Here is a 20,057-nt window from a genome sequence, read left to right as displayed (position 1 = left end):
ACTGGGATTACAAAAGACGATGCATACAGCCTACACTGGTGCGACTGCTAATCTTATGTTCGGCACCGGACTATAGCTTTAATGTACACACATCGCGATGAGGCAACGAAATAAGAGCCTCGAATCATCGCCCCCCGGAAGTACGTTAGATAAGAGGACAGAAAATGAACAACACTCAACTTGGTGGTGCCACGCAAAAAGCGAAGAACCAGATCCCAGCCACGAGTGAGGATATGAAATCTGCGTCCCGCCCCGTTGTCAGCTACAGCGGCACCCAGCAGAACGAACTGCTGGCCGCCCTCCCCCGTCAAGACCTGGAAACCCTGTTCGAGCACCTGGAACTGGTCCCGCTGCCTTTCGGGAAGGAGTTGTTCGAGTATGGCAGCAAACTGGAATACGTGTATTTTCCGACCACGGCAATCGTGTCGCTGCTGTATGTGATGGAAGACGGCGCCACCACCGAGATCGCCGTGGTGGGCCATGAAGGCGTGGTCGGCGTGTCGCTGTTCATGGGCGAACGTGCGATGTGCAGCGCCGTGGTCCAGAGCGCCGGCTATGGCTACCGCCTGAAGACGCAATACCTGCGCGATGCCTTCAACCGCGGCGGCGCCCTGCCCCAGCTGCTCATGCGCTACACCAATGCCCTGTTCGCCCAGATGGCCCAGAACGCCGTCGGCGGCCGCCACAGCTCGATCGAACAGAAGCTGTGCCGCTGGCTGCTCGACCGCCTCGACCGCTCGCCGAGCAATGAACTGAAAGTGACCCAGGAACTGATCTCGATCATGCTGGGTGTGCGCCGCGAAAGCATCACGGCCGCCGCCGGCAAGCTGCAGGACGAAGGCCTGATCCAGTACCGCCGCGGGAATATCACTGTCCTCGACCGCGCTGGCCTGGAAGAGTATGCCGGTGAATGCTACAAGGTCGCCAAGTCGGAATACGACCGCCTGCTCATGGATGTGGCGCGTTGATCCTGACCGGATCCGCTTCCGCCAGGACGGGAGGCGGATCCGGTGGCGCCTGGCCCGCGAATTGCGACAGGGCCGAGGCCGTATTCCCTTCCCCGCCTGGGGCCGTCGCCGGAATGGTGGCGCGCACGCAAGTCCCGATCCCGTTCACTCCCCTTTCCACCACCAGGGTGCCGCCCAGCAGCAAGGCGCGCTCGCGCATGCCCAGCAGGCCGTGCGATTTCGACTTGGTCATTGCATCCGGTGAGATGCCGATGCCGTCGTCGGTGATTTCCAGGTCCCAGCCCTCGGGCTCGCGCGTCAGGTTGACGATCACGCTGCGCGCCTTGGCGTATTTGGCAATGTTGTTCAGTGCTTCCTGGGTGATGCGGAACAGCGCGATGGCCTGCATCGGACCGGCCGTATCGGCCTGGTTGTCGATCAGCGCATCGCAGTCGAGTGCGGTGACCCGCGCATAATCGGCGCAATAACTCTGCAGCGCGGCCGACAGGCCCATGTTGTCCAGCAGGCTGGGACGCAGGTTCTCGATGATGCGGCGCTTGAGCTGCACCGTGTCGACCAGGGTGCGGCGCGCGCGGCCCAGCATCGACGCCAGTTCCGGCTGGGTGGCGCGCAGCCTTTCGCCGACCGTGGTCAGGTCCATCCCGATCGCGGTCAGGTTGGCGCCCATCTCGTCGTGCAGTTCACGCGCCAGGCGCGATTTTTCTTCCTCGGACACCCGGATCAGGTGGCGCGACAGCACCGACAGCTGCTCGGTGCGCTCGGCCACCATTTCCTCGAGCTGGTCGTTCGATTGCTGGAGCGCGCGCTCGGCTTCCCAGCGCTTGTGGAAGGCGCGCTGGATCAGCTTGTAGAACAGCAGCAGCACGACGATCGCGGCGGCGTTGATGCCCAGGCCCAGCAAGACCGTGTGGTGGTACTGCTTGTAGTAGGCGGCGGTGCGCGCGGTCAGCAGTTCGCTCTGTTCGCGCGACATGATGACCACCTGCAGGCGGATCTCGTCCATGTTGGCGCGCTCGTCGGGCGCCGCCGAGATGGCGACGATATCGACCAGGCCGCCCTGGCGGTAGACCTCGAGCGCCTGGTGCATCAGGCCGAGTTTTTTCTGTACCAGTGCGCGCAGCTGGGCGAGATTGCGGGATTGCGAAGGATTATCGGCGAGCAATACGCCGAGGGCGCGCAACTGGCCATCGATCTGCTGCGGCGCCGCATGCAGCGGTCCCAGGTGGACTTCGGAGCCGGACAGGAAATAGCCGCGCAGGCCGCTTTCGGCGTCGGTGACGAGCAGGTTCAGGTACTGGAGTTCATCGGACACCCGGGCGCTCTGGGTCTGCAGCGCATTGGCGGCACTCAGGTCGTCGAGATTACGTAGAAGGAAGACCCCGTTCACGACCAGCAGCACCACGCAGACGAGGCAAAGCAGGGTCTTGTGGAGCGGCAGACTACGTGCCGACTTGCCGGCCGGGGTGGTTGAAAAGTACATCCTGGGCTTCCTTTCGCGCAACTTATGCCGTCGGCCGATTATAGACCGACGGGGGGAATGTTGCATCGCGAAATTCCCTGGTGTAACGAATTCTTACCAACTGGTTGCGCAAGGGCTACATGGCTTGCGCTAGGGAAGCGCGCCGAAGCGCGCGGTCGCGAATCAATCGAGCAGATTGTTCTTCATTGCATAGTAAGTCAGGTCGCTGTTCGACTGCAAGCCCATCTTTTCCATGATGCGGGTGCGGTAGGTGGACACGGTCTTGATCGACAGCGACAGCGCGTTGCCGATATCGGACACGGTCGCACCCTTGGCAAGCCGCAGGAAAACCTGGAACTCACGGTCGGACAGTTCGGTGTGCAGCGCCGTGTTGGGGTCGCGGTCGAAGCTCTGGGCCAGCAGTTCGCCGACGGTCGAACTGACGTAGCGGCGCCCCTGGAACACGGTGCGGACGGCGGTCTTGAGCTCGTCGGCCTCGCACTCCTTGTTCAGGTAACCGTTGGCGCCCATCTTGAACAGGTTGAGCGCATATTGCTGCGCCGGATAACCGGACAGGATCAGCACCGGCAGATTCGGCTGGCCCTGGCGGATGGTGCGCAGGATGTCGATGCCGCTCTGGTCTGGCATCGCGATATCGAGCAGGAGCACATCGCAGATTTCGCGACGTGCGATGTCGAGGGCCTCGCGCCCGGTGGCGCCTTCGGCAACGACGTCGAATTCGCCCGACGACGAGAAAATCTGCTTGAATCCAGCTCGAACTATTTGGTGATCGTCACAAATGGCAACGCGTATCATTGTCTTCCCTTAAATTTTCCTTGCGCAGGAAAGTGCCGGGTCTGCAATGCCCGGCTTTGCATGCGTTGATTCAGCATTCCGCAAGTGACATTCTATCACTCCAGCGCAGACCTTCAACAGGAGCACGAATGCTTGAGCTACCTGGCGTCGCATGGGCGCCGGCATCGAGGGCGAGTGGCGGCGTCGCGGACGCCTCAGGCAGGCTGGGAACCGTACTTCAGCAGGTCGAGGATGCCCCGCAGGTCCGCGCGCAGCTTCTCGACATCGATCGCCGGCACGGGTTCGGGCAACTCCTGCTCTTCCAGCTCGACGCGGCCGCTGGCGCGGCTGTCGAGGCGGTTACGGGCGCCGCTGATGGTGAAGCCCTGCTCGTACAACAACTCGCGGATACGCCGGATCAGCAGCACTTCGTGGTGCTGGTAATACCGGCGGTTGCCGCGGCGTTTGACGGGCTTCAGCTGGGTAAATTCCTGTTCCCAATAGCGCAGCACATGGGGCTTGACCCCGCACAGATCACTCACTTCACCGATTGTGAAATAACGCTTGGCCGGAATCGGCGGCAGCACGGTCAGTTCGTTCTTGTTCGGACGGTCGTTCATCTACTCGCTCAAGCAGCGCGTGCCAGCGGTCCCGGAGGGTTGGTCTCTTCGACCATGCCCTTGAGCTTCTGGCTCGCGTGGAAAGTCACGACGCGCCGCGCCGTGATGGGGATCTCTTCCCCGGTTTTCGGATTGCGTCCCGGCCGCTGGGGCTTGTCGCGCAACTGGAAGTTGCCGAAGCCCGACAGCTTGACCGCTTCGCCTCTTTCGAGCGCATTACGGATTTCGTCGAAAAAGGTCTCGACCATGTCCTTGGCCTCGCGCTTGTTCAGCCCGACCTGCTCGAACAGCAGCTCGGCAAGCTCGGCCTTGGTCAAGGTCGGCAATGCCTGTTCCGCTTCCTTCCGCACCCGCGCCACATGCATCGCGCGATCCAGGTCGGCCGCGAGGGCCTCCTGGAATACGGCCGAATCAACGTCGTTGTTATTAATTTTGAAGCCCTGCCTTCAAGTCAAACGATGTTCTGGAGATGTTACGCACGCTGTTTCGCGTTGTGTTTTTGTAGCGCGGCACCCGCGACGGCGCCCATGATGGCGTCGACCGCCTCATCGTGCAGCGTCGATTGAGTATCTTGCAAGCTAAAGCGGAAAGCAAGACTTTTTTCATCCGTCTCCAGCCCTTTGCCGCGGTATTCATCAAACAAAACAACGGCTTGCACGATCTTACCACCTGGATTCGAAGCAATTTCGGCCTGGAATGCATCGAGCACATCCTGGGCCGCGACGTCCTGCTTGACGACCAGCGCCAGGTCGCGCGTGGCGCCCGGGAACTTCGAAATCTCGGCGTAGGCCGGCACGGCGCGCTGGCGCAGCGCTTCGGCATCGACCTCGAACAGCACCGGCGCCTGCGGCAGGTCGTACTTCTGCAGCCAGCGCGGATGCAGTTCGCCGATGAAGCCGATCTGCTTGCCGTCCAGTTCGACGATCGCGGACCGGCCCGGGTGCAGCGCCGGGTGGTCGCCCTTGGCGAAGCGCAGGCTGCGCGGGGCGAACAGCGCCTCGAGGTCGGCCTTGACGTCGAAGAAATCGACCGCGCGGGTCGGAGCGCCCCACTGCTCGTCGAGCGCCGGGCCGTAGGCGATGGCGGCGACGCGCTTGGGCTGGTCGAAGCCGGCCACGGTCAGCGGACCGTCCACGACCTGCGGATTGCGCTTGAATACGGCGCCGACCTCGAAGGCGCGCACGCGGCCGGCCTTGCGGTTGACGTTGTAGCGCACGTTGGCGACCAGGCTGCCGATCAGGTTCGAGCGCATCACGCTCATCTGGCTGGCGATCGGGTTCTGCAGGCGGATCGGCTCAGGGTTGGCAGCGAAATCCTGCTCCCAGGCCGCTTCCACGAAGCTCATGTTGACCACTTCCTGGTAACCCAGGTCGGCCAGCTGGTGGCGGATCGCGAACAGCGAGCGGGTGTCTTCCGGCTCGATCAGCATCGCCGATGGCGCGACCGGCGGCAGCGCCGGGATGTTCTCGAAGCCGTACACGCGCGCGACTTCCTCGATCAGGTCTTCCTCGATCTCGATGTCGAAACGGTAGGACGGAGCGGTCACCTGGAATACGCCGGCCTCGAGCGTGAACGGCAGCTGCAGGCGGCTGAAGATGTCGGCCACGACCTCGTCGGTGAGCGGCACGCCGATCACCTTCTGCGCGCGCGCGGTGCGCATCGCCACCGGGGCGCGCTGCGGCAGGTTGACGACCTGGTCGTCGACCGGACCGACCTTGGTATCGCCGGTGCCGCAGATTTCCACGATCAGGGAAGTGATGCGCTCGATGTGCTCGGGCACGGTGGCGTAGTCGACGCCGCGCTCGAAGCGGTGCGCCGCGTCGGTCGAGAAGTTGTAGCGGCGCGCGCGGCCCTGGATGGCGTTCGGCCACCAGAAGGCGGCTTCCAGGTAGATATCGGTGGTGTCGAGCGTGACGGCGGTGGAATCGCCGCCCATGATGCCGGCCAGCGATTCGATTTCCTTGTCGTCGGCGATCACGCCGACCCATTCGTCGATCTCGATGGTGTTGCCGTTCAGGAGCTTGAGGGTCTCGCCCTTGCGCCCCCAGCGCACATCCAGGCCGCCGTGGATCCTGGCCAGATCGAACACGTGCGACGGACGGCCGACTTCGAGCATCACGTAGTTCGAGATGTCGACCAGGGCCGACACCGAGCGCTGGCCGCTGCGTTCCAGGCGGCGCTTCATCCATTCCGGGGTGGCGGCGCGCGCGTTCAGGCCGCGGATCACGCGGCCGGCGAAACGGCCGCACAGGTCCGGCGCCGAGATCCGGGCCGGCAGGATTTCGTCGGTGCTGACCGGGACCACGCGGGCCGCCGGCAGGCTCAGTTCGGAGCCGGTCAGGGCCGCGACTTCGCGCGCCACGCCCAGCACCGACAGGCAGTCCGCCTTGTTCGGGGTCAGCTTGATGGTGAACTTCAGGTCGTTCAGGGCCAGGTAGTCGCGGATGTTGGCGCCGACCGGCGCGTCTTCCGGCAGCTCCATCAGGCCGTTGCTCTCTTCCGAGATCCCGAGCTCCCTGGCCGAGCACATCATGCCCTGCGACTCGATGCCGCGCAGCTTGCCGACCTTGATCTCGAAGGGCTTGCCGTCCGCGCCGGGCGGCAGCAGCGCGCCGGCCTTGGCGCAGATCGCCTTCATGCCGACGCGCACATTGGGCGCGCCGCACACGATGTTCAGCAGGGTGCCGGTGCCGACGTCGACCTGGCAGACGCGCAGGCGGTCGGCGTCCGGGTGCTTGACGACTTCCTTGACTTCCGCGACGACCACGTTCGAGAACGGCGGCGCGACCGCTTCGACCTCTTCCACTTCGAGGCCGGACATGGTGAGCAGGTGGGCCAGTTCGTCCGAATTCATCTTCGGATCGACCATGGAGCGGAGCCAGTTTTCGGAGAATTGCATATTCGTTTGCCTTCTTGTTGCTACGAGGGTTTAGTTGAACTGCTTCAGGAAACGCAGGTCGCCTTCATAGAACAGGCGCAGGTCGTTGATCCCGTAACGCAGCATCGTCAGGCGCTCGAGGCCGGAGCCGAACGCGAAGCCGATGAACTTTTCCGGATCCAGCCCGAAGTTGCGCACCACGGTCGGGTGCACCTGGCCGGCGCCCGAGACTTCCAGCCAGCGGCCCTTGAGCGGACCGCTGCCGAACGCGATGTCGATCTCGGCCGACGGTTCGGTGAACGGGAAGTAGGACGGACGGAAACGCACCTGCAGGTCGTCGGTCTCGAAGAAGGCCTTGACGAAGTTCAGGTACACACCCTTGAGGTCGGCAAAGCTGATGTCTTCGCCGATCCACAGGCCTTCGACCTGGTGGAACATCGGCGAGTGGGTGGCGTCGCTGTCGACGCGGTAGGTGCGGCCCGGCGCGATCACCTTGATCGGCGGGGTATGGGTGCGCGCATAGCGCACCTGCATCGGGCTGGTGTGGGTGCGCAGCAGCAGCGGCTTGCCGGTGCTGTCGTCGCCCTCGATATAGAAGGTGTCCTGCATCGAACGCGCGGGGTGGTTTTCCGGGCTGTTCAGTGCGGTGAAATTGGTCCAGTCGGTCTCGATCTCGGGGCCGTCGGCCACGTCGAAGCCGATGGAGCGGAAGATCTGCTCGACGCGCTCCCAGGTGCGCATCACCGGGTGGAGGCCGCCCTTCGAGCGGCCGCGGCCCGGCAGGGTGACGTCGATCGCTTCGAGGTTGAGGCGCGCCTGCAGCTGGGCATCGGCCAGCGCATCGCGGCGGGCGGTCAAGGCCTGTTCGATTTTTTCTTTGGCGGCATTGATCAACGCGCCCTGCGCCTTGCGCTGTTCGGGGTCGAGCTTGCCGAGGCCCTTCATGAGGTCGGTCACCTGGCCGGTCTTGCCCAGGTAGCGGGCTTTTGCATTTTCGAGCGCGGCGGCGTCCGCTGCGGCGGCAAAGTCAGCCTGGGCCGCGACGACGAGTTCTTCCAGCGAGTTCATGCTTATTCTTTTCCTGTTTTACGTTGGCGGGAGACGCCACAATCAAAAACGGGGCACAGGTGTGACCCTTGCCCCGCTTCTCTCGCGCCGCCGTATTGCTACCGCGGCGCCGGTCTTGCCTGCAGACTGCTATTAGGCAGCCAGCTTGGCCTTGACGGTGTTGACAATCGCGGCGAATGCCGGCTTGTCATGCACAGCCATGTCGGCCAGGACTTTACGGTCCAGTTCAATCGCGGCTTTCTTCAGGCCGTTCATGAATGCGCTGTAGGTCATGCCGTGCGAACGCGAAGCCGCGTTGATACGGGTGATCCACAGTGCGCGGAAGACGCGCTTCTTGTTGCGGCGATCGCGGTAGGCGTACTGGCCAGCGCGCATGACTGCTTGCTTGGCAATACGGAATACCTTGCTGCGACGGCCACGGTAGCCTTTGGCAAGTTCAAGAACCTTCTTGTGACGGGCACGTGCAGTAACCCCACGTTTTACTCGAGGCATATTAGCTCCTTAGTGTGAGATTAAGCAGATGGCATCATGCGGTAGACGCTCGTCACGTCCGACGCATTGATGTTGCGGGTGCCGCGCAGCTGGCGCTTGTTCTTGGTGGTCTTCTTGGTCAGGATGTGACGCTTGAACGCCATGCCCGACTTCACGGTACCGCCCGGACGCACGCGAAAACGTTTCTTCGCGGAGCTCTTGGTTTTCATTTTTGGCATAGTCTTCTGTCTTTTTACAAGACAGCTCCATATGTTTAACAGGATTGCAGGTGGCAGCAACGCTGCTCTTAGATGCCTGCTTTCACTTGTTTTGCAGCGGAAGCGAGTCCACTACAGCCTGTTTCTAAAAACAGGAACCGCAGATTGTAGCACAGGTTTGGGGAAATGGATGGGTGGCGGAGGCGCCGGAGGGAAGAGCCTTGCACGGCGGCGGGCCCCAGCCCTGCGCGAAACCGAACCGCACGGACGAACGGAAGCCGGGCCGGCTCGCAGGGATTATCTGCAAGCCAGACCCGGCCATCACCATCCTGACGCGAAGAATTACTTCTTCTTCTTCGGCGCGACCACCATGATCATCTGGCGACCTTCGAGCTTCGGGAACTGTTCGACCTGGCCGTACGGCTCCAGGTCGCCCCGCAGCCGCTCGAGCATGCGCATGCCGATGTCCTGGTGCGCCATTTCGCGGCCACGGAAACGCAGGGTGATCTTGGTCTTGTCGCCCTCTTCCAGGAACTTGATGAGGTTGCGCAGCTTGATGCTGTAGTCGCCTTCATCGGTGCCCGGACGGAACTTGATTTCCTTGACCTGGATGATCTTCTGCTTCAGTTTGGCTTCGTGCGCCTTCTTCTGCTCCGAATACTTGAACTTGCCGTAGTCCATCAGGCGGCAGACCGGCGGGACCGCGTTCGGCGCGATCTCGACCAGGTCGACGTTCTTTTCTTCAGCCAGACGAAACGCCTCGGCCAGGGTCACAATACCCAGCGGCTCGTTGTCCACCCCATTCAAACGCATTTCGGGGTGGGTGATTTCGCCATTGATGCGGTTCTGCTTGTCAGTAGCTATGTTGTTTCCTTTTGAGGTTATTGAAGGTTCGGCCGGGATTACTTCGCCTTGGCAGCGACTTCGCCTACCAGGCGCTCCACGATCGCGTCGACGGACATTACGCCCAGGTCGACATTGCCGCGGGCTCGGACGGCCACCGTATTGGCGTCCCGCTCTTTATCCCCAACAACGAGGATATAAGGGAGCTTCTGGACGGAGTGCTCGCGTATTTTATAAGTTATCTTCTCGTTCCGCAAATCAGCGTGGACGCGCAGGCCCGCCTTCTTCAGCTTCGCCTCGACTTCCTTCACGTAATCGGCCTGCGCATCCGAGATGTTCAGGATGGCAACCTGCACCGGGGCCAGCCACAGCGGCAGCGCGCCGGCGTAGTTCTCGATCAGGATGCCGATGAAGCGCTCCATCGAGCCCACGATCGCACGGTGCAGCATGACCGGCACCTTGCGGGTATTGTCTTCGGCAACGTACTCGGAGCCGAGGCGGCCCGGCATCGAGAAGTCGACCTGCATGGTGCCGACCTGCCATGGACGGCCGAGGCTATCCTTCAGGTGGTACTCGATCTTCGGGCCGTAGAAGGCGCCCTCGCCCGGCAGCTCGGTCCAGTTCACGCCGCAGGCGCGCAGCGCCGAGCGCAGCGCTTCCTCGGCCTGGTCCCACACCTCGTCCGAGCCGATGCGGCTGTCCGGGCGCAGGGCGATCTTGACGTCGATGTTGGCGAAGCCGAAGTCGTCGTACACTTCCATCGCCTGGGCGTGGAAGGCGGTCACTTCGCCCTCGATCTGCGCCTCGGTGCAGAACACGTGGCCGTCGTCCTGGGTGAAGCCGCGCACGCGCATCAGTCCGTGCAGCGCGCCGGAAGGCTCGTTGCGGTGGCACTGGCCGAACTCGCCGAAGCGCAGCGGCAGCTCGCGGTAGGAACGCATGCCGGCGTTATAGATCTGCACGTGGCCCGGGCAGTTCATCGGCTTGAGCGCGTACGAACGGTTCTCCGACTCGGTGGTGAACATGTTGTCGCGGTAGTTTTCCCAGTGGCCGGTCTTTTCCCACAGGCTGCGGTCGAGGATCTGCGGCGCCTTGACTTCGCTGTAGCCGTTCACCTGGTACTTGTGGCGCATGTACTGCTCGACCTGCTGCCACACGGTCCAGCCCTTCGGATGCCAGAACACCAGGCCCGGGGCTTCTTCCTGGAAGTGGAACAGGTCGAGCGCCTTGCCCAGCTTGCGGTGGTCGCGCTTCTCGGCTTCTTCCAGCATGTGCAGGTACTGCTCCTGCTCTTCCTTCCTGGCCCAGGCGGTGCCGTAGACACGCTGCAGCATCTCGTTCTTCGAGTCGCCGCGCCAGTAGGCGCCGGCCAGCTTCATCAGCTTGAAGACCTTCAGCTTGCCGGTCGAGGGCACGTGCGGGCCGCGGCACAGGTCGGTGAACTTGCCTTCCGAGTACAGCGACACGTCCTCGTTGGACGGGATCGAGGCGATGATCTCGGCCTTGTAGGCTTCGCCGATCGAGGTGAAATAGGCCACGGCCTCGTCGCGCGGCAGCACCTTGCGGGTGACCGGCTCGTCCTTCTTGGCCAGCTCGACCATTTTCCTCTCGATCGCCACCAGGTCTTCCGGGGTGAACGGGCGCTTGTACGAGAAGTCGTAGTAGAAGCCGTTCTCGATGACCGGGCCGATGGTGACCTGGGCTTCCGGGAACAGTTCCTTGACCGCATAGGCCAGCAGGTGGGCGGTCGAGTGGCGGATGACGTCCAGGCCGTCCGGATCCTTGTCGGTGACGATGGCCAGCTCGGCGTCGTCCTCGATCAGGAAGGAAGTGTCGACGACCTTGCCGTTGACCTTGCCGGCGAGCGCCGCCTTGGCAAGGCTCGGGGCGATGTTTTGCGCCACCTGGGCGACCGTGACGGGACCGTCGAACTGGCGACTGGAACCATCGGGAAGTCGAACGTTGAGCATGCTGTTCTCCAATGTGGCGCACGGCGCCGTTGAGTAAAAGGAAAGATCAAAAGTATGGACGAAAAAAAACGCGGACTAGCCGCGTTTTTCCGTTGTGTTGAGCAAAAGCACACCCCTTCGCGCCTAGCGATTCCCCCACAACCAGGTTGTAGTTCGCGGTGTCATAACCGTCGGTGCCTTTCTCGCTCTTACATGCATTGTGGGACTCGAAAAACCTGCTGCGACACTGCTGCCGCTCGCCACGGTTTTTCGAACCCCATATTCTGGTGGGCGGTGCAGAATTCGAATCTGCGACCCCTTGGATGTCGACCAAGTATTCTAACCAGCTGAACTAACCGCCCAATACGGCCATTATAGGGACCAGGCTCCCGATAAGCAACCCTCCTACCCCAAAAAAGTTGCCGGCAAGCCCAGTTCTCGTCCGCCGCCGGCATTTGCTTTACACTGCCGACTTGACCAGACAACCACGTTCACGATGACTTCCCGGCCCGTCGATCCCGCCCACCTGCACGCCCACCTCGATGGCGACGCCCGCCATTCGCACTTCATCGAGGCGCGCAGCCAGACCGCGCTGTCGGTCGCGCTGTGCCTGACCCTGCTGTTCGCGGTGATCGAGGTCGTCACCGGTTTCATCTCGAATTCGCTGGCCCTGATCTCGGACGCCGGCCACATGGTGACCGACGCCGCCGCGCTCGGCCTGGCCCTGCTGGCCCAGCTGATCGCCAAGCGCCCTCCTTCGGCCCGCCACTCCTTCGGCTTCGTGCGCGCCGAGGCCCTGGCCGCCTTCGTCAACAGCCTGGCGATGCTGGCCCTGGTGGCCTGGATCGGCTGGGAAGCGACGCAGCGCCTGCTGCATCCGGAACCGGTGCAAGGCGGCATCGTGCTGGTGGTGGCGGCCATCGGCGCCGGCATCAACATCCTCGTCGCCTGGGTCTTGTCGCGCGACAACACCAGCATCAACACCCGCGCCGCCCTGGTGAATGTCATGGGCGACCTGCTGGGCTCGCTCGCGGCGATCGCGGCCGGCGCCATCATCTATTTCACCGGCTGGGTGCGGGTCGACCCCATCCTGTCGATCTTCGTGTCGCTGCTGATCCTCAAGTCCACGCTGGGCGTCCTGCGCGAGTCCTACCATTTCCTGATGGAAGGCGTGCCGCAGCACATCGACTACGTCCAGGTCGGCGCCGACATGGCCGACGTCGAGGGCGTGCTGGCGGTGCACGACCTGCACGTCTGGGACATGTCGCCCGGCGAGCCGGCCCTGATCGGCCACCTCGAGATCCGCAGCCTGGAGGAATGGCCTCCGGTACTGGAAGCGGTGCGCGCCATGCTGCGCGCGCGCCACGGCATCGACCATGTCACCCTGCAGCCGGAAGCGGCGGGCGGCAAGTCGCTGTAAGCCGCCTCTTACCCGGCACTGGCGCGCACGCCGATAGGTGCGGCGGCGCCGGGTCCGGATAATCGGCGCATGGATACCAACCTGACCATCTACGACACCCTCATCATCGGCGGCGGCCCGGGCGGGCTGACGGCCGCCATCTACCTGCAGCGCTTCACGCGCACCGTCGCCCTGGTCGACAAGGGCCGCAGCCGGCTCGGCTGGATTCCCGTCTCCCACAACTATCCCGGCTTCCCCGAGGGCATCAATGGCGCGGAGCTGCTGGACAGGCTGCGCGCCCAGCTCGCCAATTACGGCGGGCGCGTCATCGCGGGAGAGATTACCGGCTTGCGCATCGAGGATGGCCTGTTCGTCGGCGATTTCCTGAGTCCCGCGGGCGACACCGGACAACTGCGCGCCCACACCGTGCTGCTCGCGACCGGCGTGGCCGATGCCGGCATGCCGGTGGAGCGCTGGGATGAAGCGGTGGCGGCCGGCGCGGTGCGGCTGTGCCCCGTGTGCGACGGCTTCGACGTGATCGACCGGCGGATCGGGGTCGTGACCTCGGAAGTCAATCCGGTCGGGCACGCGCTGTTCATGCGCAGTTTCAGCACCGAGGTGCTGCTGTTCGAGCGCAGCGCGGAATCCACCCTGACCGACGAAGACCGGCGCCAGCTGGCCGCAGCGAACGTGCGCCATGTGTTGTCGCCCCTGGTCGGGGTGTCGATGAGCGCCGACCTCAAGCCGATCCTGCACACGGCCGACGGCGAGGCTTATCCCTGCGATGTGTTCTATCCGATGCTGGGCGAAACCGCGCGCTCGGACCTGGCCGCCGCGCTCGGGGCGGAGACCGTGGAGTGCCAGAAGCTGCTGGTGGACGAACGCCTGCGCACCACGGTGCCGGGCCTGTATGCGATCGGCGATGTGACGCGCGGCCTGAACCAGATCGCGGTGGCGGCCGGGCAGGCGGCGATTGCGGCCACCTGCATCCACAATACCCTGCCGTGGAGCTTGCGGCAGCGGCCTTGATGCGGCGCGCAGGCGGCGCTAGCCCACCGTGTCGAGCAGAAAATCGCGCAACAGCCGCGCACTCGGGCCGATGCGTTGTGAATGGACGAGGTAGATCTCCAGCGGCCCCGTCTCGACCTCGGGCAGCAGCCGGATCAGCTCACCCGACGCAAGCAGCGCGGCGGCGTCATAGGCAGGCAGGCGCGCCACGCCGTCCCCGGCCAGGACGAACGCCAGCCGCGAGGCCGCGCTGTCGGTCACCACATCGCCCCGCACCGGCACCTGGATGTCCCGGCCGTCCGCATGGACGGTGAGCCTGCGCTGGCCCGGCGGGTAGATGACCCAGCGATGCTGTTCGAGCTCCGCCACGCCGGCCGGCGCGCGATGGCGGCGCAGGTAGGCCGGCGCCGCGCACAGCATGGTCGGCTCGCTGACCAGCCGGCGCGCGACCAGGTCGGAGTCGGCCAGCGGCCCGGCGCGCACGGCCAGCTCCATCCCGTGGTGAACCAGATCCACATTCGCGTCGTTCATCGCGACGTGCAGCCGGATCGCCGGGTAGCGCAGCCGGAAATCGAGCAGCGCGGGGAGGATGCGCTTGCTGCCGAAATGATGCGAGCAGGTGATCCGCACTTCGCCACGCGGTTCCGCGCGCAGCAGTTCCATGCCGCGGATCCCGTCGCGCGCCTCGTCCAGCAGGCGCTCGCAGTGCACGCGGAAGGCTTCCCCGGCCGGCGTCAGGCTGAAGCTGCGCGTGCTGCGCTGGGCCTGGCGCGCAGCCGCAAGCTGTCGGACCTCGACGTCCTCGACTACGACGCGATCTTCTTCCCCGGCGGCCTCGGCCCGATGGTGGACATCGCCACCGATCCGGAGGTGAAGCGCGCCGTCGCCCGCGCCTGGGATGCCGGCAGGATCGTGGCCGCCGTCTGCCATGGCCCCGCGGCCCTGCTGGGCGTGACCCTCGAGGACGGCGCCCCACTCGTCCGTGGCCGCAAACTGACCGCGTTCTCGAACGAGGAAGAAGCCGGCTACGCGCAGGCCGACGTGCCCTTCAACCTGGAGGACGCGTTGCGGGCCGAGGGGGCGGACTATGCGGCGGCGGCGGCCTGGCAGGAGAAAGTCGTGGTCGACGGGCGCCTGCTGACCGGACAGAACCCGGCATCGGGCGGTCCGCTCGCGGAGGCGATCGTCGATGCACTGCGCAAGGAAGCGCAGTGAGCGCGCCCGGCCCGGTCACCGTGCTCGCCCACTGGCAGCCCAGGGAAGGCGCGCTCGGCGAGGTGCTCGCCATGCTCGCCGAGCTGCGCCCGACCTCGCTGGCCGAGCCGGGTTGCCTCGGATACGAGGTGTATCACGGACCGGGGGCGCCCGCCAGCCTGCTGCTGCTGGAACGGTACCGCGACATGGAGGCGCTGGCCGCGCACAGGGAGTCGGGGCACTATCGCACGCTGGTGACGGAACGCATCCTGCCGCTGCTGGCGCAAAGGCGGGTCGAACTTCTCCAGGCGCGGGCCGCGGCCTGAGCCGGCCGATGATGCGAAGCCCGCAGCTGGCGGGCTTCCTTTGTGGAGCCAGGCGAAAAGCCGCTCCGGCGGGAGGCCTAGCGCTGCCCGGACGCCAGCGCGATCCTGCGCCGGATCTGCTGCGCAGCCCCCGCATCCCCGGCCGCCTCCGCACGCTGCGCCTGCACCCCGAGCCAGGTCAGCAGCGGCCGCCGCCAGCCCTGCTCCGACGCCGTATCGACCGCCAGCGCGATGCCTTCCGGCGTCATGCGCCCCGCCTTGAACAGCGCCCCGGCGGCCACCATGCGCGCCAGCGGATCGGCGACGCCGGCGAGCTGGCCGCCCGCCAGCACCGGCCGGTGCTGCTCCGGCAGCAGCGATGCATCCAGCCCCTGCCAGCGTCCGGCGAGGTAATCGGCATAGGCGCGCTGGGCCGGCGTGGCGTCCGCGGCCAGCACCGCGTAGCCGGGACATTCCTCGAACACCAGGCTGGCCGCCTGCGCCGCGCAGCGCACCAGCTCGACCTGGGCCACCAGGTCGGCGCGGCCGGTGGCGGCCGTCTCGCGCCTGGCTTCGCGGAACTGGGCTTGCGCCGCCGGCGTATTGCCTTTCAGGTAGTCGTCGGTGAAGCCTTCCAGCGCACTCCGGGCGTTGCCCTGCCAGTCGGGCGCCGGCGGCTTGCTGGCGCAGCCGGCCAGCAGCGCGGCGACGATCAGGGATGGAATTCTCATGGCAGCTTGATCTCCTGGTTGCTGCGGGCAAACGGCCACTTGCGGTTGATCTCGTCGACCAGGCGGTTCACCTTGCGCAGGCTGGCGTCGACCTCGCCGCGCAGCGCGCCCAGGTCCTCGGTGGCGGTGCGCGCATTCGAGCCGACCGCCTGGGCCTCGACCAGCACCGCATCGACCTTCTTGAGGGTGGCGCTGGCGTCCTTCAGCACCACGTTCAGCTGCACCACGGCGGCCTGGGCATCGTCCATCACGCCCTGCTTGCCGAACACGCGCTGGTCGGCCTTGGCCAGCAGCACGTTGACCCGCTCCAGCGATTCGAGCAGCTTGCGCGCCTCGTCGTCGCCGCCGAGCGCCCCGCCCAGCACGCCGTAGCGGCCGGACATGCGCCCGGTCAGGGTCTCGATGTTGCCCAGGCTCGAATTGATGTCGGAACCGGCGGCCGTCATGGTCTCGAGGTTCTCCAGCAGCGCGCGCGCGGTGGCGACGATGCGCGGGATCTCGGCCGAGGCGTCGCCGCGCAGCACCATGCGGGTGGCGTTCGGCGGCAGCGCCGGATCGGTCAGCACGCCGCTATAGGCGCGCAGGCGGGTCTCGCCGACGATGCTGCTCTCCAGGGTGAACACGCTGGAGGTGCGCAGCCACCGGGCGTCCTTGCTCTGCACGTCGACCAGGATCTGCACCTTGCCGTCCTGGCCCAGGTCGACCTGGCGCACGCGCCCGATCGGGAAGCCGGCGAAGCTCATGTCCATGCCCGGGATCACGCCCGAGGAGTCGTCGGTGACCAGGGTCAGGCGCTGGGTCGGCTCGAACACGCCGCGCGCATACATCACATACAGCACGAAGCCGGCGATCAGTGCGCCCATCAGCACCAGCAGGATCACTGCCTTGGCCTCCACATGGGCGGGTTCGTCGGGTAGCGGTTCCGTCATGAATATCCTTCTTTACTTGCAGGGTCAGATGTATTTGAGCGCCAGCGAGGCCGCCTCGATCACCAATAGCACGAACAGCAGGCGCAGTGCGCCCGGCTGGACGGTGAAGAAGATGCGGCGCGGGTAGCGCTGCAGCTCGAGGATGGCGGCGGTCGGGATGACCGCCACCGCGAGGCCGAACAGCACGGTCTTGAGCACGAAGCCGGCCGTGACCACCGGCGCGAACACGCGCCCGACGGTGCGGGTATAGTCGCCCAGCCCCCAGGGCGACACGCCGTAGACGTTCAGGTAGGCCAGCACCAGCACGATGGTGCTGGTGACCATGGCCAGGCTGAGCACCGAGACCGCGTTGGCGATCAGCTGCGGCACGATGTCGCGCCGCAGCCGGTTCAGGGCTTCCTCGTTGGCCGCCTGCGGCGACAGCCCGGCGCGCGCCAGGCCGAGGGCCGAGGCGTCGAAGGCCATGCTGGCGCGCAGGGCGACGAACATGGCGGCCGACAGCGGGATCAGCTCCAGCACCAGCACCCGGACCACCATCTCGAGCGCGTAGTTCGACAGGCCGTAGCTCTTGGCCGTGACCAGCACGATGCGGATGATGACCAGGCTGATGAGGGCCGAGGCGAGCGTGAACCAGGGCAGCACCTGCCAGGTGCTGGCATAGATGTAGCGGGAGGTCGCAAGCCGGTTGGCGCGGTGGTAGGTCGAGGGCGAGAGCGCCATCACGATGGCGACGGCGCCCAGGTGGATCATGTACCACCAGCTGCGCACGTAGCGCAGCAGCGCGAGGCCCCACAGGCTCGGGCGGGCATAGAGATTGATGGTTCGGCGCATGGGGGTGAATGATACCGGGTTGGAGCGATTGTTACGAGGGCGAAGACATATGGATACGTTTTTGGACTGCCGGAAAAACTGGCGGGAACGATGCCGGGCATCGTTCCCGCCAGCGCAGGACCCAGGTTCGCATGCACGGCGCAGGCGCGCCTACTGCCTGCGCGCCTCCATCACTCCCGACACTTCCCCGATCGCCGCCAGCGCCTTCTGCAGCTGTCCGGTCGACCCGATCTCCGCCGTGAACACCATGCGCGCCTGTCCCCTGGCGCTCTGGGTGTTCACCCCGGTCACGTTGATCTTCTCGCGCGAGAACACCTCCGAGATATCGCGCAGCAGCCCCTGGCGGTCGCCGGCCAGGATGAACAGGTCGACCGGATACACGGTATCGATGCCGGCCGCGCCCCATTCGGTCTGGATCACGCGCTCCGGCGCCTTGGCGCGCATCTCGGCGAAGTTCTTGCAGCTCAGGCGGTGGATCGACACCCCCTTGCCGCGCGTGACGAAGCCGACGATCGGATCCGGCGGCGCCGGCTTGCAGCACTTGGCCAGCATGGTCATCAGGCCCTCGGTGCCGACCACCAGCACTCCGCTCTTGGCGCCCTGCTCCACGCTCGACGCGCGGCTCTTGTTGACCACCGCGGTGTCGTCCGGCGGCGGCGGCTCGGGCGCCTCGTGCAGGGCCGCTTCCACGTGGCGCAGGCTGAACTTCTCCTTGCCGACCTGGATGAACAGCTCGTCCACCTTGGCGAAGCCCAGCTTGTGCGCCAGCGCTTCCAGGTTCACCGCGGTCTTGCCTTCGCGCTGCAGCGACTTCTCGACCAGCGCCCTACCCTGGGCCAGGGTCTCGGCCTGGTCCAGCGCATGGAACCAGGCGCGGATCTTGGAGCGGGTGCGGCTGCTGACCGTGTAGCCGGCGCTGAGCCAGTCGCGCGACGGCCCCTGGCTGCCGGCCGGTCCCTTGGCGGTGATGACCTCGCAGGTCTGCCCGTTCTTCAGCGGGGTGTTCAGCGGCACCATCACGCCGTCGATCTTGGCCCCGCGGCAGCGGTGCCCGACCTCGCTGTGCAGGTGGTAGGCGAAGTCGATCGGCGTCGCCCCGACCGGCAGCTCCAGCACCCGCGCCTGCGGCGTGAGCACGAAGATGCGGTCGTCCAGGGTGGTGGCCTTGAGCTTTTCCACCCACTCGCGCTGCACTTCCTCCTGCCCGGCCACGACGTCGGCGACGTCGCTCTTCCACGCCAGCAGCTGGCGCAGCCAGGCGATCTTCTCGTCGTATTTCTGGCTCTTGAAGTTGGAGCCGCCCTCTTCCTTGTAGCGCCAGTGCGCGGCGATCCCGTACTCGGCGAAGTTGTGCATCTCCTGGGTGCGGATCTGCACTTCGAGCGGACGGCCGTCCTCCGCCGTCACCACCGTGTGCAGCGACTGGTAGCCGTTCGGCTTGGGACGCGAGATGTAGTCGTCGAATTCCTTCGGGATCGGGGTCCAGATGTTGTGGACCACGCCCAGCACGGTGTAGCAGGTCTTGACGTCGGCCACGATCACGCGGAAGGCGCGCACGTCGTACAGTTCGCTGAAATCGAGCTCCTTGCCGCGCATCTTGTTCCAGATGCTGAAGATGTGCTTCGGCCGTCCGGACACCTCGGCCCGGATCCCGGCCGTCGACAGCTCGTGCTGCAGGCGCTCGATCGAGAAGGCGACGAAGCTCTCGCGCAGCATGCGCTTTTCCTCGAGCATCTTGGCGATGCGCTTGTAGGTCTCGGGTTCGATGAAGCGGAACGAGAGATCCTCGAGCTCCCACTTGAGCTGCCAGATGCCGAGCCGGTTGGCCAGCGGCGCGTAGAAGTCGAGCACCTCGCGCCCGTAGGCGCGGGTGACCTCGTCGAAGCGCTTCTGCTCGGCGAAGTAGCGCAGCATGGCCGCGCACGAGGCCAGGCGCATCAGCACCACGCGCATGTCGGAGGCCATCGCCAGCAGCATCTTGCGCAGGGTCTCGACCTGGGCCGCGGCCTGCTGGGCCGCGTTCTTGCCGCTGCCGACCGGCGCCTGGCCGACGGTCAGGTCGCGCAGCCGGATCAGCTGGTAGACGCCGCGCACCAGGTCGGACACTTCCTTGCCGAATCTTTCCTCCAGCCTGCCGGCCGCGGCCGGCTCCATCATCGCCAGCTCGAACAGCAGTCCGGCGATGCGGGTCTCGGTGTCGGTGTTCAGGTAGGCCAGCGTGCCGGCCACGCCGAGCGAGAACTCGAAGGCGTTCTGGCCCGAGGCCGCGGCGCGCTCGCCATAGGCCTCGGCGGCGTAGTCGAGCGCGGCGTTCACGCGCGCGCAGTCTTCGGCGCCCAGCCCCTGGACGAGCTGGGTCCGGGCGTCGCCGAGTACGGCGGTAGATACCAT

Annotated in this window: 20 protein-coding genes and 1 tRNA gene; 5 read left to right on the top strand and 16 right to left on the bottom strand. The window is 65.4% G+C overall.

From position 1 onward, the window contains the following. Positions 1–164: 164 nt before the first annotated feature. The gene (locus H162_RS0104610) at positions 165–968 is read left to right on the top strand and encodes a Crp/Fnr family transcriptional regulator (protein WP_026354221.1); all 804 of its coding nucleotides are present in this window, start codon (positions 165–167) and stop codon (positions 966–968) included. Here H162_RS0104610 and H162_RS0104605 read toward each other — a convergent pair. From H162_RS0104605 to H162_RS0104555, 11 genes are all read right to left on the bottom strand, one after another. Beyond that, positions 949–2,448 carry a CHASE3 domain-containing protein gene (locus H162_RS0104605; RefSeq protein WP_020652277.1) on the bottom strand — a complete coding sequence of 500 codons (1,500 nt, stop codon included), beginning with the start codon at positions 2,446–2,448 and terminating at the stop codon, positions 949–951. The genes H162_RS0104610 and H162_RS0104605 overlap by 20 nt on opposite strands. A gap of 162 nt (positions 2,449–2,610) precedes the next feature. After that, on the bottom strand, positions 2,611–3,243 hold the full coding sequence (locus H162_RS0104600; protein WP_026354220.1) for a response regulator: 633 nt from the start codon (positions 3,241–3,243) through the stop codon (positions 2,611–2,613). Positions 3,244–3,437: 194 nt separating this feature from the next. Continuing rightward, the gene (locus tag H162_RS0104595) at positions 3,438–3,842 is read right to left on the bottom strand and encodes a MerR family transcriptional regulator (protein WP_020652275.1); all 405 of its coding nucleotides are present in this window, start codon (positions 3,840–3,842) and stop codon (positions 3,438–3,440) included. Between the two features lie 8 nt (positions 3,843–3,850). Further along, positions 3,851–4,207: an integration host factor subunit alpha gene (locus H162_RS0104590; RefSeq protein ID WP_020652274.1), complete on the bottom strand. Its 357-nt coding sequence runs from the start codon at positions 4,205–4,207 to the stop codon at positions 3,851–3,853. A gap of 107 nt (positions 4,208–4,314) precedes the next feature. Next, the gene (gene pheT, locus H162_RS0104585; protein ID WP_020652273.1) at positions 4,315–6,741 is read right to left on the bottom strand and encodes a phenylalanine--tRNA ligase subunit beta; all 2,427 of its coding nucleotides are present in this window, start codon (positions 6,739–6,741) and stop codon (positions 4,315–4,317) included. Between the two features lie 30 nt (positions 6,742–6,771). Beyond that, positions 6,772–7,788 (bottom strand): phenylalanine--tRNA ligase subunit alpha, encoded by a 1,017-nt coding sequence (gene pheS / locus H162_RS0104580; protein ID WP_020652272.1) that lies wholly within the window; start codon positions 7,786–7,788, stop codon positions 6,772–6,774. A 132-nt stretch (positions 7,789–7,920) separates the two neighbouring features. Next, complete coding sequence (rplT, locus tag H162_RS0104575; protein WP_026354219.1) at positions 7,921–8,280, bottom strand: 50S ribosomal protein L20; 360 nt, start codon at positions 8,278–8,280, stop codon at positions 7,921–7,923. 20 nt (positions 8,281–8,300) lie between these two features. Further along, complete coding sequence (rpmI, locus tag H162_RS0104570; protein WP_026354218.1) at positions 8,301–8,498, bottom strand: 50S ribosomal protein L35; 198 nt, start codon at positions 8,496–8,498, stop codon at positions 8,301–8,303. A 321-nt stretch (positions 8,499–8,819) separates the two neighbouring features. After that, positions 8,820–9,362 carry a translation initiation factor IF-3 gene (gene infC / locus H162_RS0104565; protein ID WP_267872142.1) on the bottom strand — a complete coding sequence of 181 codons (543 nt, stop codon included), beginning with the start codon at positions 9,360–9,362 and terminating at the stop codon, positions 8,820–8,822. 17 nt (positions 9,363–9,379) lie between these two features. Continuing rightward, positions 9,380–11,290, bottom strand: coding sequence for a threonine--tRNA ligase (gene thrS / locus H162_RS0104560; protein ID WP_020652268.1), 1,911 nt, complete (start codon positions 11,288–11,290; stop codon positions 9,380–9,382). A gap of 264 nt (positions 11,291–11,554) precedes the next feature. Beyond that, a tRNA-Val gene (locus H162_RS0104555) sits at positions 11,555–11,631 on the bottom strand. 134 nt (positions 11,632–11,765) lie between these two features. Between H162_RS0104555 and H162_RS0104550 the strand changes: the two genes are divergently transcribed. Both H162_RS0104550 and H162_RS0104545 read left to right on the top strand, forming a co-directional pair. Further along, entirely contained in the window at positions 11,766–12,689 is a 924-nt protein-coding gene (locus H162_RS0104550) for a cation diffusion facilitator family transporter (RefSeq protein ID WP_020652267.1), read from the top strand. 69 nt (positions 12,690–12,758) lie between these two features. Beyond that, positions 12,759–13,697, top strand: a complete 939-nt coding sequence (locus H162_RS0104545) for an NAD(P)/FAD-dependent oxidoreductase (RefSeq protein ID WP_020652266.1) — start codon at positions 12,759–12,761, stop codon at positions 13,695–13,697. A gap of 18 nt (positions 13,698–13,715) precedes the next feature. Here H162_RS0104545 and H162_RS30110 read toward each other — a convergent pair whose 3' ends face one another. Beyond that, entirely contained in the window at positions 13,716–14,339 is a 624-nt protein-coding gene (locus H162_RS30110; RefSeq protein ID WP_169444439.1) for a substrate binding domain-containing protein, read from the bottom strand. Between the two features lie 42 nt (positions 14,340–14,381). On the opposite strand from H162_RS30110, the gene H162_RS34690 reads away from it, so the two are divergent. Both H162_RS34690 and H162_RS0104530 read left to right on the top strand, forming a co-directional pair. Continuing rightward, positions 14,382–14,891, top strand: coding sequence for a type 1 glutamine amidotransferase domain-containing protein (locus tag H162_RS34690; RefSeq protein ID WP_020652264.1), 510 nt, complete (start codon positions 14,382–14,384; stop codon positions 14,889–14,891). Further along, the gene (locus H162_RS0104530; protein ID WP_020652263.1) at positions 14,888–15,196 is read left to right on the top strand and encodes a putative quinol monooxygenase; all 309 of its coding nucleotides are present in this window, start codon (positions 14,888–14,890) and stop codon (positions 15,194–15,196) included. The genes H162_RS34690 and H162_RS0104530 overlap by 4 nt, the downstream gene beginning before the upstream one ends. Before the next feature lie 77 nt (positions 15,197–15,273). Here the strand turns inward: H162_RS0104530 and H162_RS0104525 are convergent, their stop codons facing one another. The 4 genes from H162_RS0104525 to H162_RS0104510 all read right to left on the bottom strand — a co-directional run bounded on the left by H162_RS0104525 (position 15,274) and on the right by H162_RS0104510 (position 20,057). Then, positions 15,274–15,906, bottom strand: a complete 633-nt coding sequence (locus tag H162_RS0104525; RefSeq protein WP_020652262.1) for a hypothetical protein — start codon at positions 15,904–15,906, stop codon at positions 15,274–15,276. Continuing rightward, positions 15,903–16,835 carry an MlaD family protein gene (locus tag H162_RS0104520; protein WP_020652261.1) on the bottom strand — a complete coding sequence of 311 codons (933 nt, stop codon included), beginning with the start codon at positions 16,833–16,835 and terminating at the stop codon, positions 15,903–15,905. The genes H162_RS0104525 and H162_RS0104520 overlap by 4 nt, the downstream gene beginning before the upstream one ends. 24 nt (positions 16,836–16,859) lie before the next feature. Then, positions 16,860–17,666: an MlaE family ABC transporter permease gene (locus H162_RS0104515; protein WP_020652260.1), complete on the bottom strand. Its 807-nt coding sequence runs from the start codon at positions 17,664–17,666 to the stop codon at positions 16,860–16,862. 150 nt (positions 17,667–17,816) lie between these two features. Beyond that, on the bottom strand, positions 17,817–20,057 hold the full coding sequence (locus H162_RS0104510; protein ID WP_020652259.1) for a RelA/SpoT family protein: 2,241 nt from the start codon (positions 20,055–20,057) through the stop codon (positions 17,817–17,819).

Source organism: Massilia niastensis DSM 21313 (assembly GCF_000382345.1).
GTDB lineage: Bacteria > Pseudomonadota > Gammaproteobacteria > Burkholderiales > Burkholderiaceae_D > Telluria > Telluria niastensis.
This window is presented reverse-complemented; position numbering and strand designations above follow the sequence as displayed.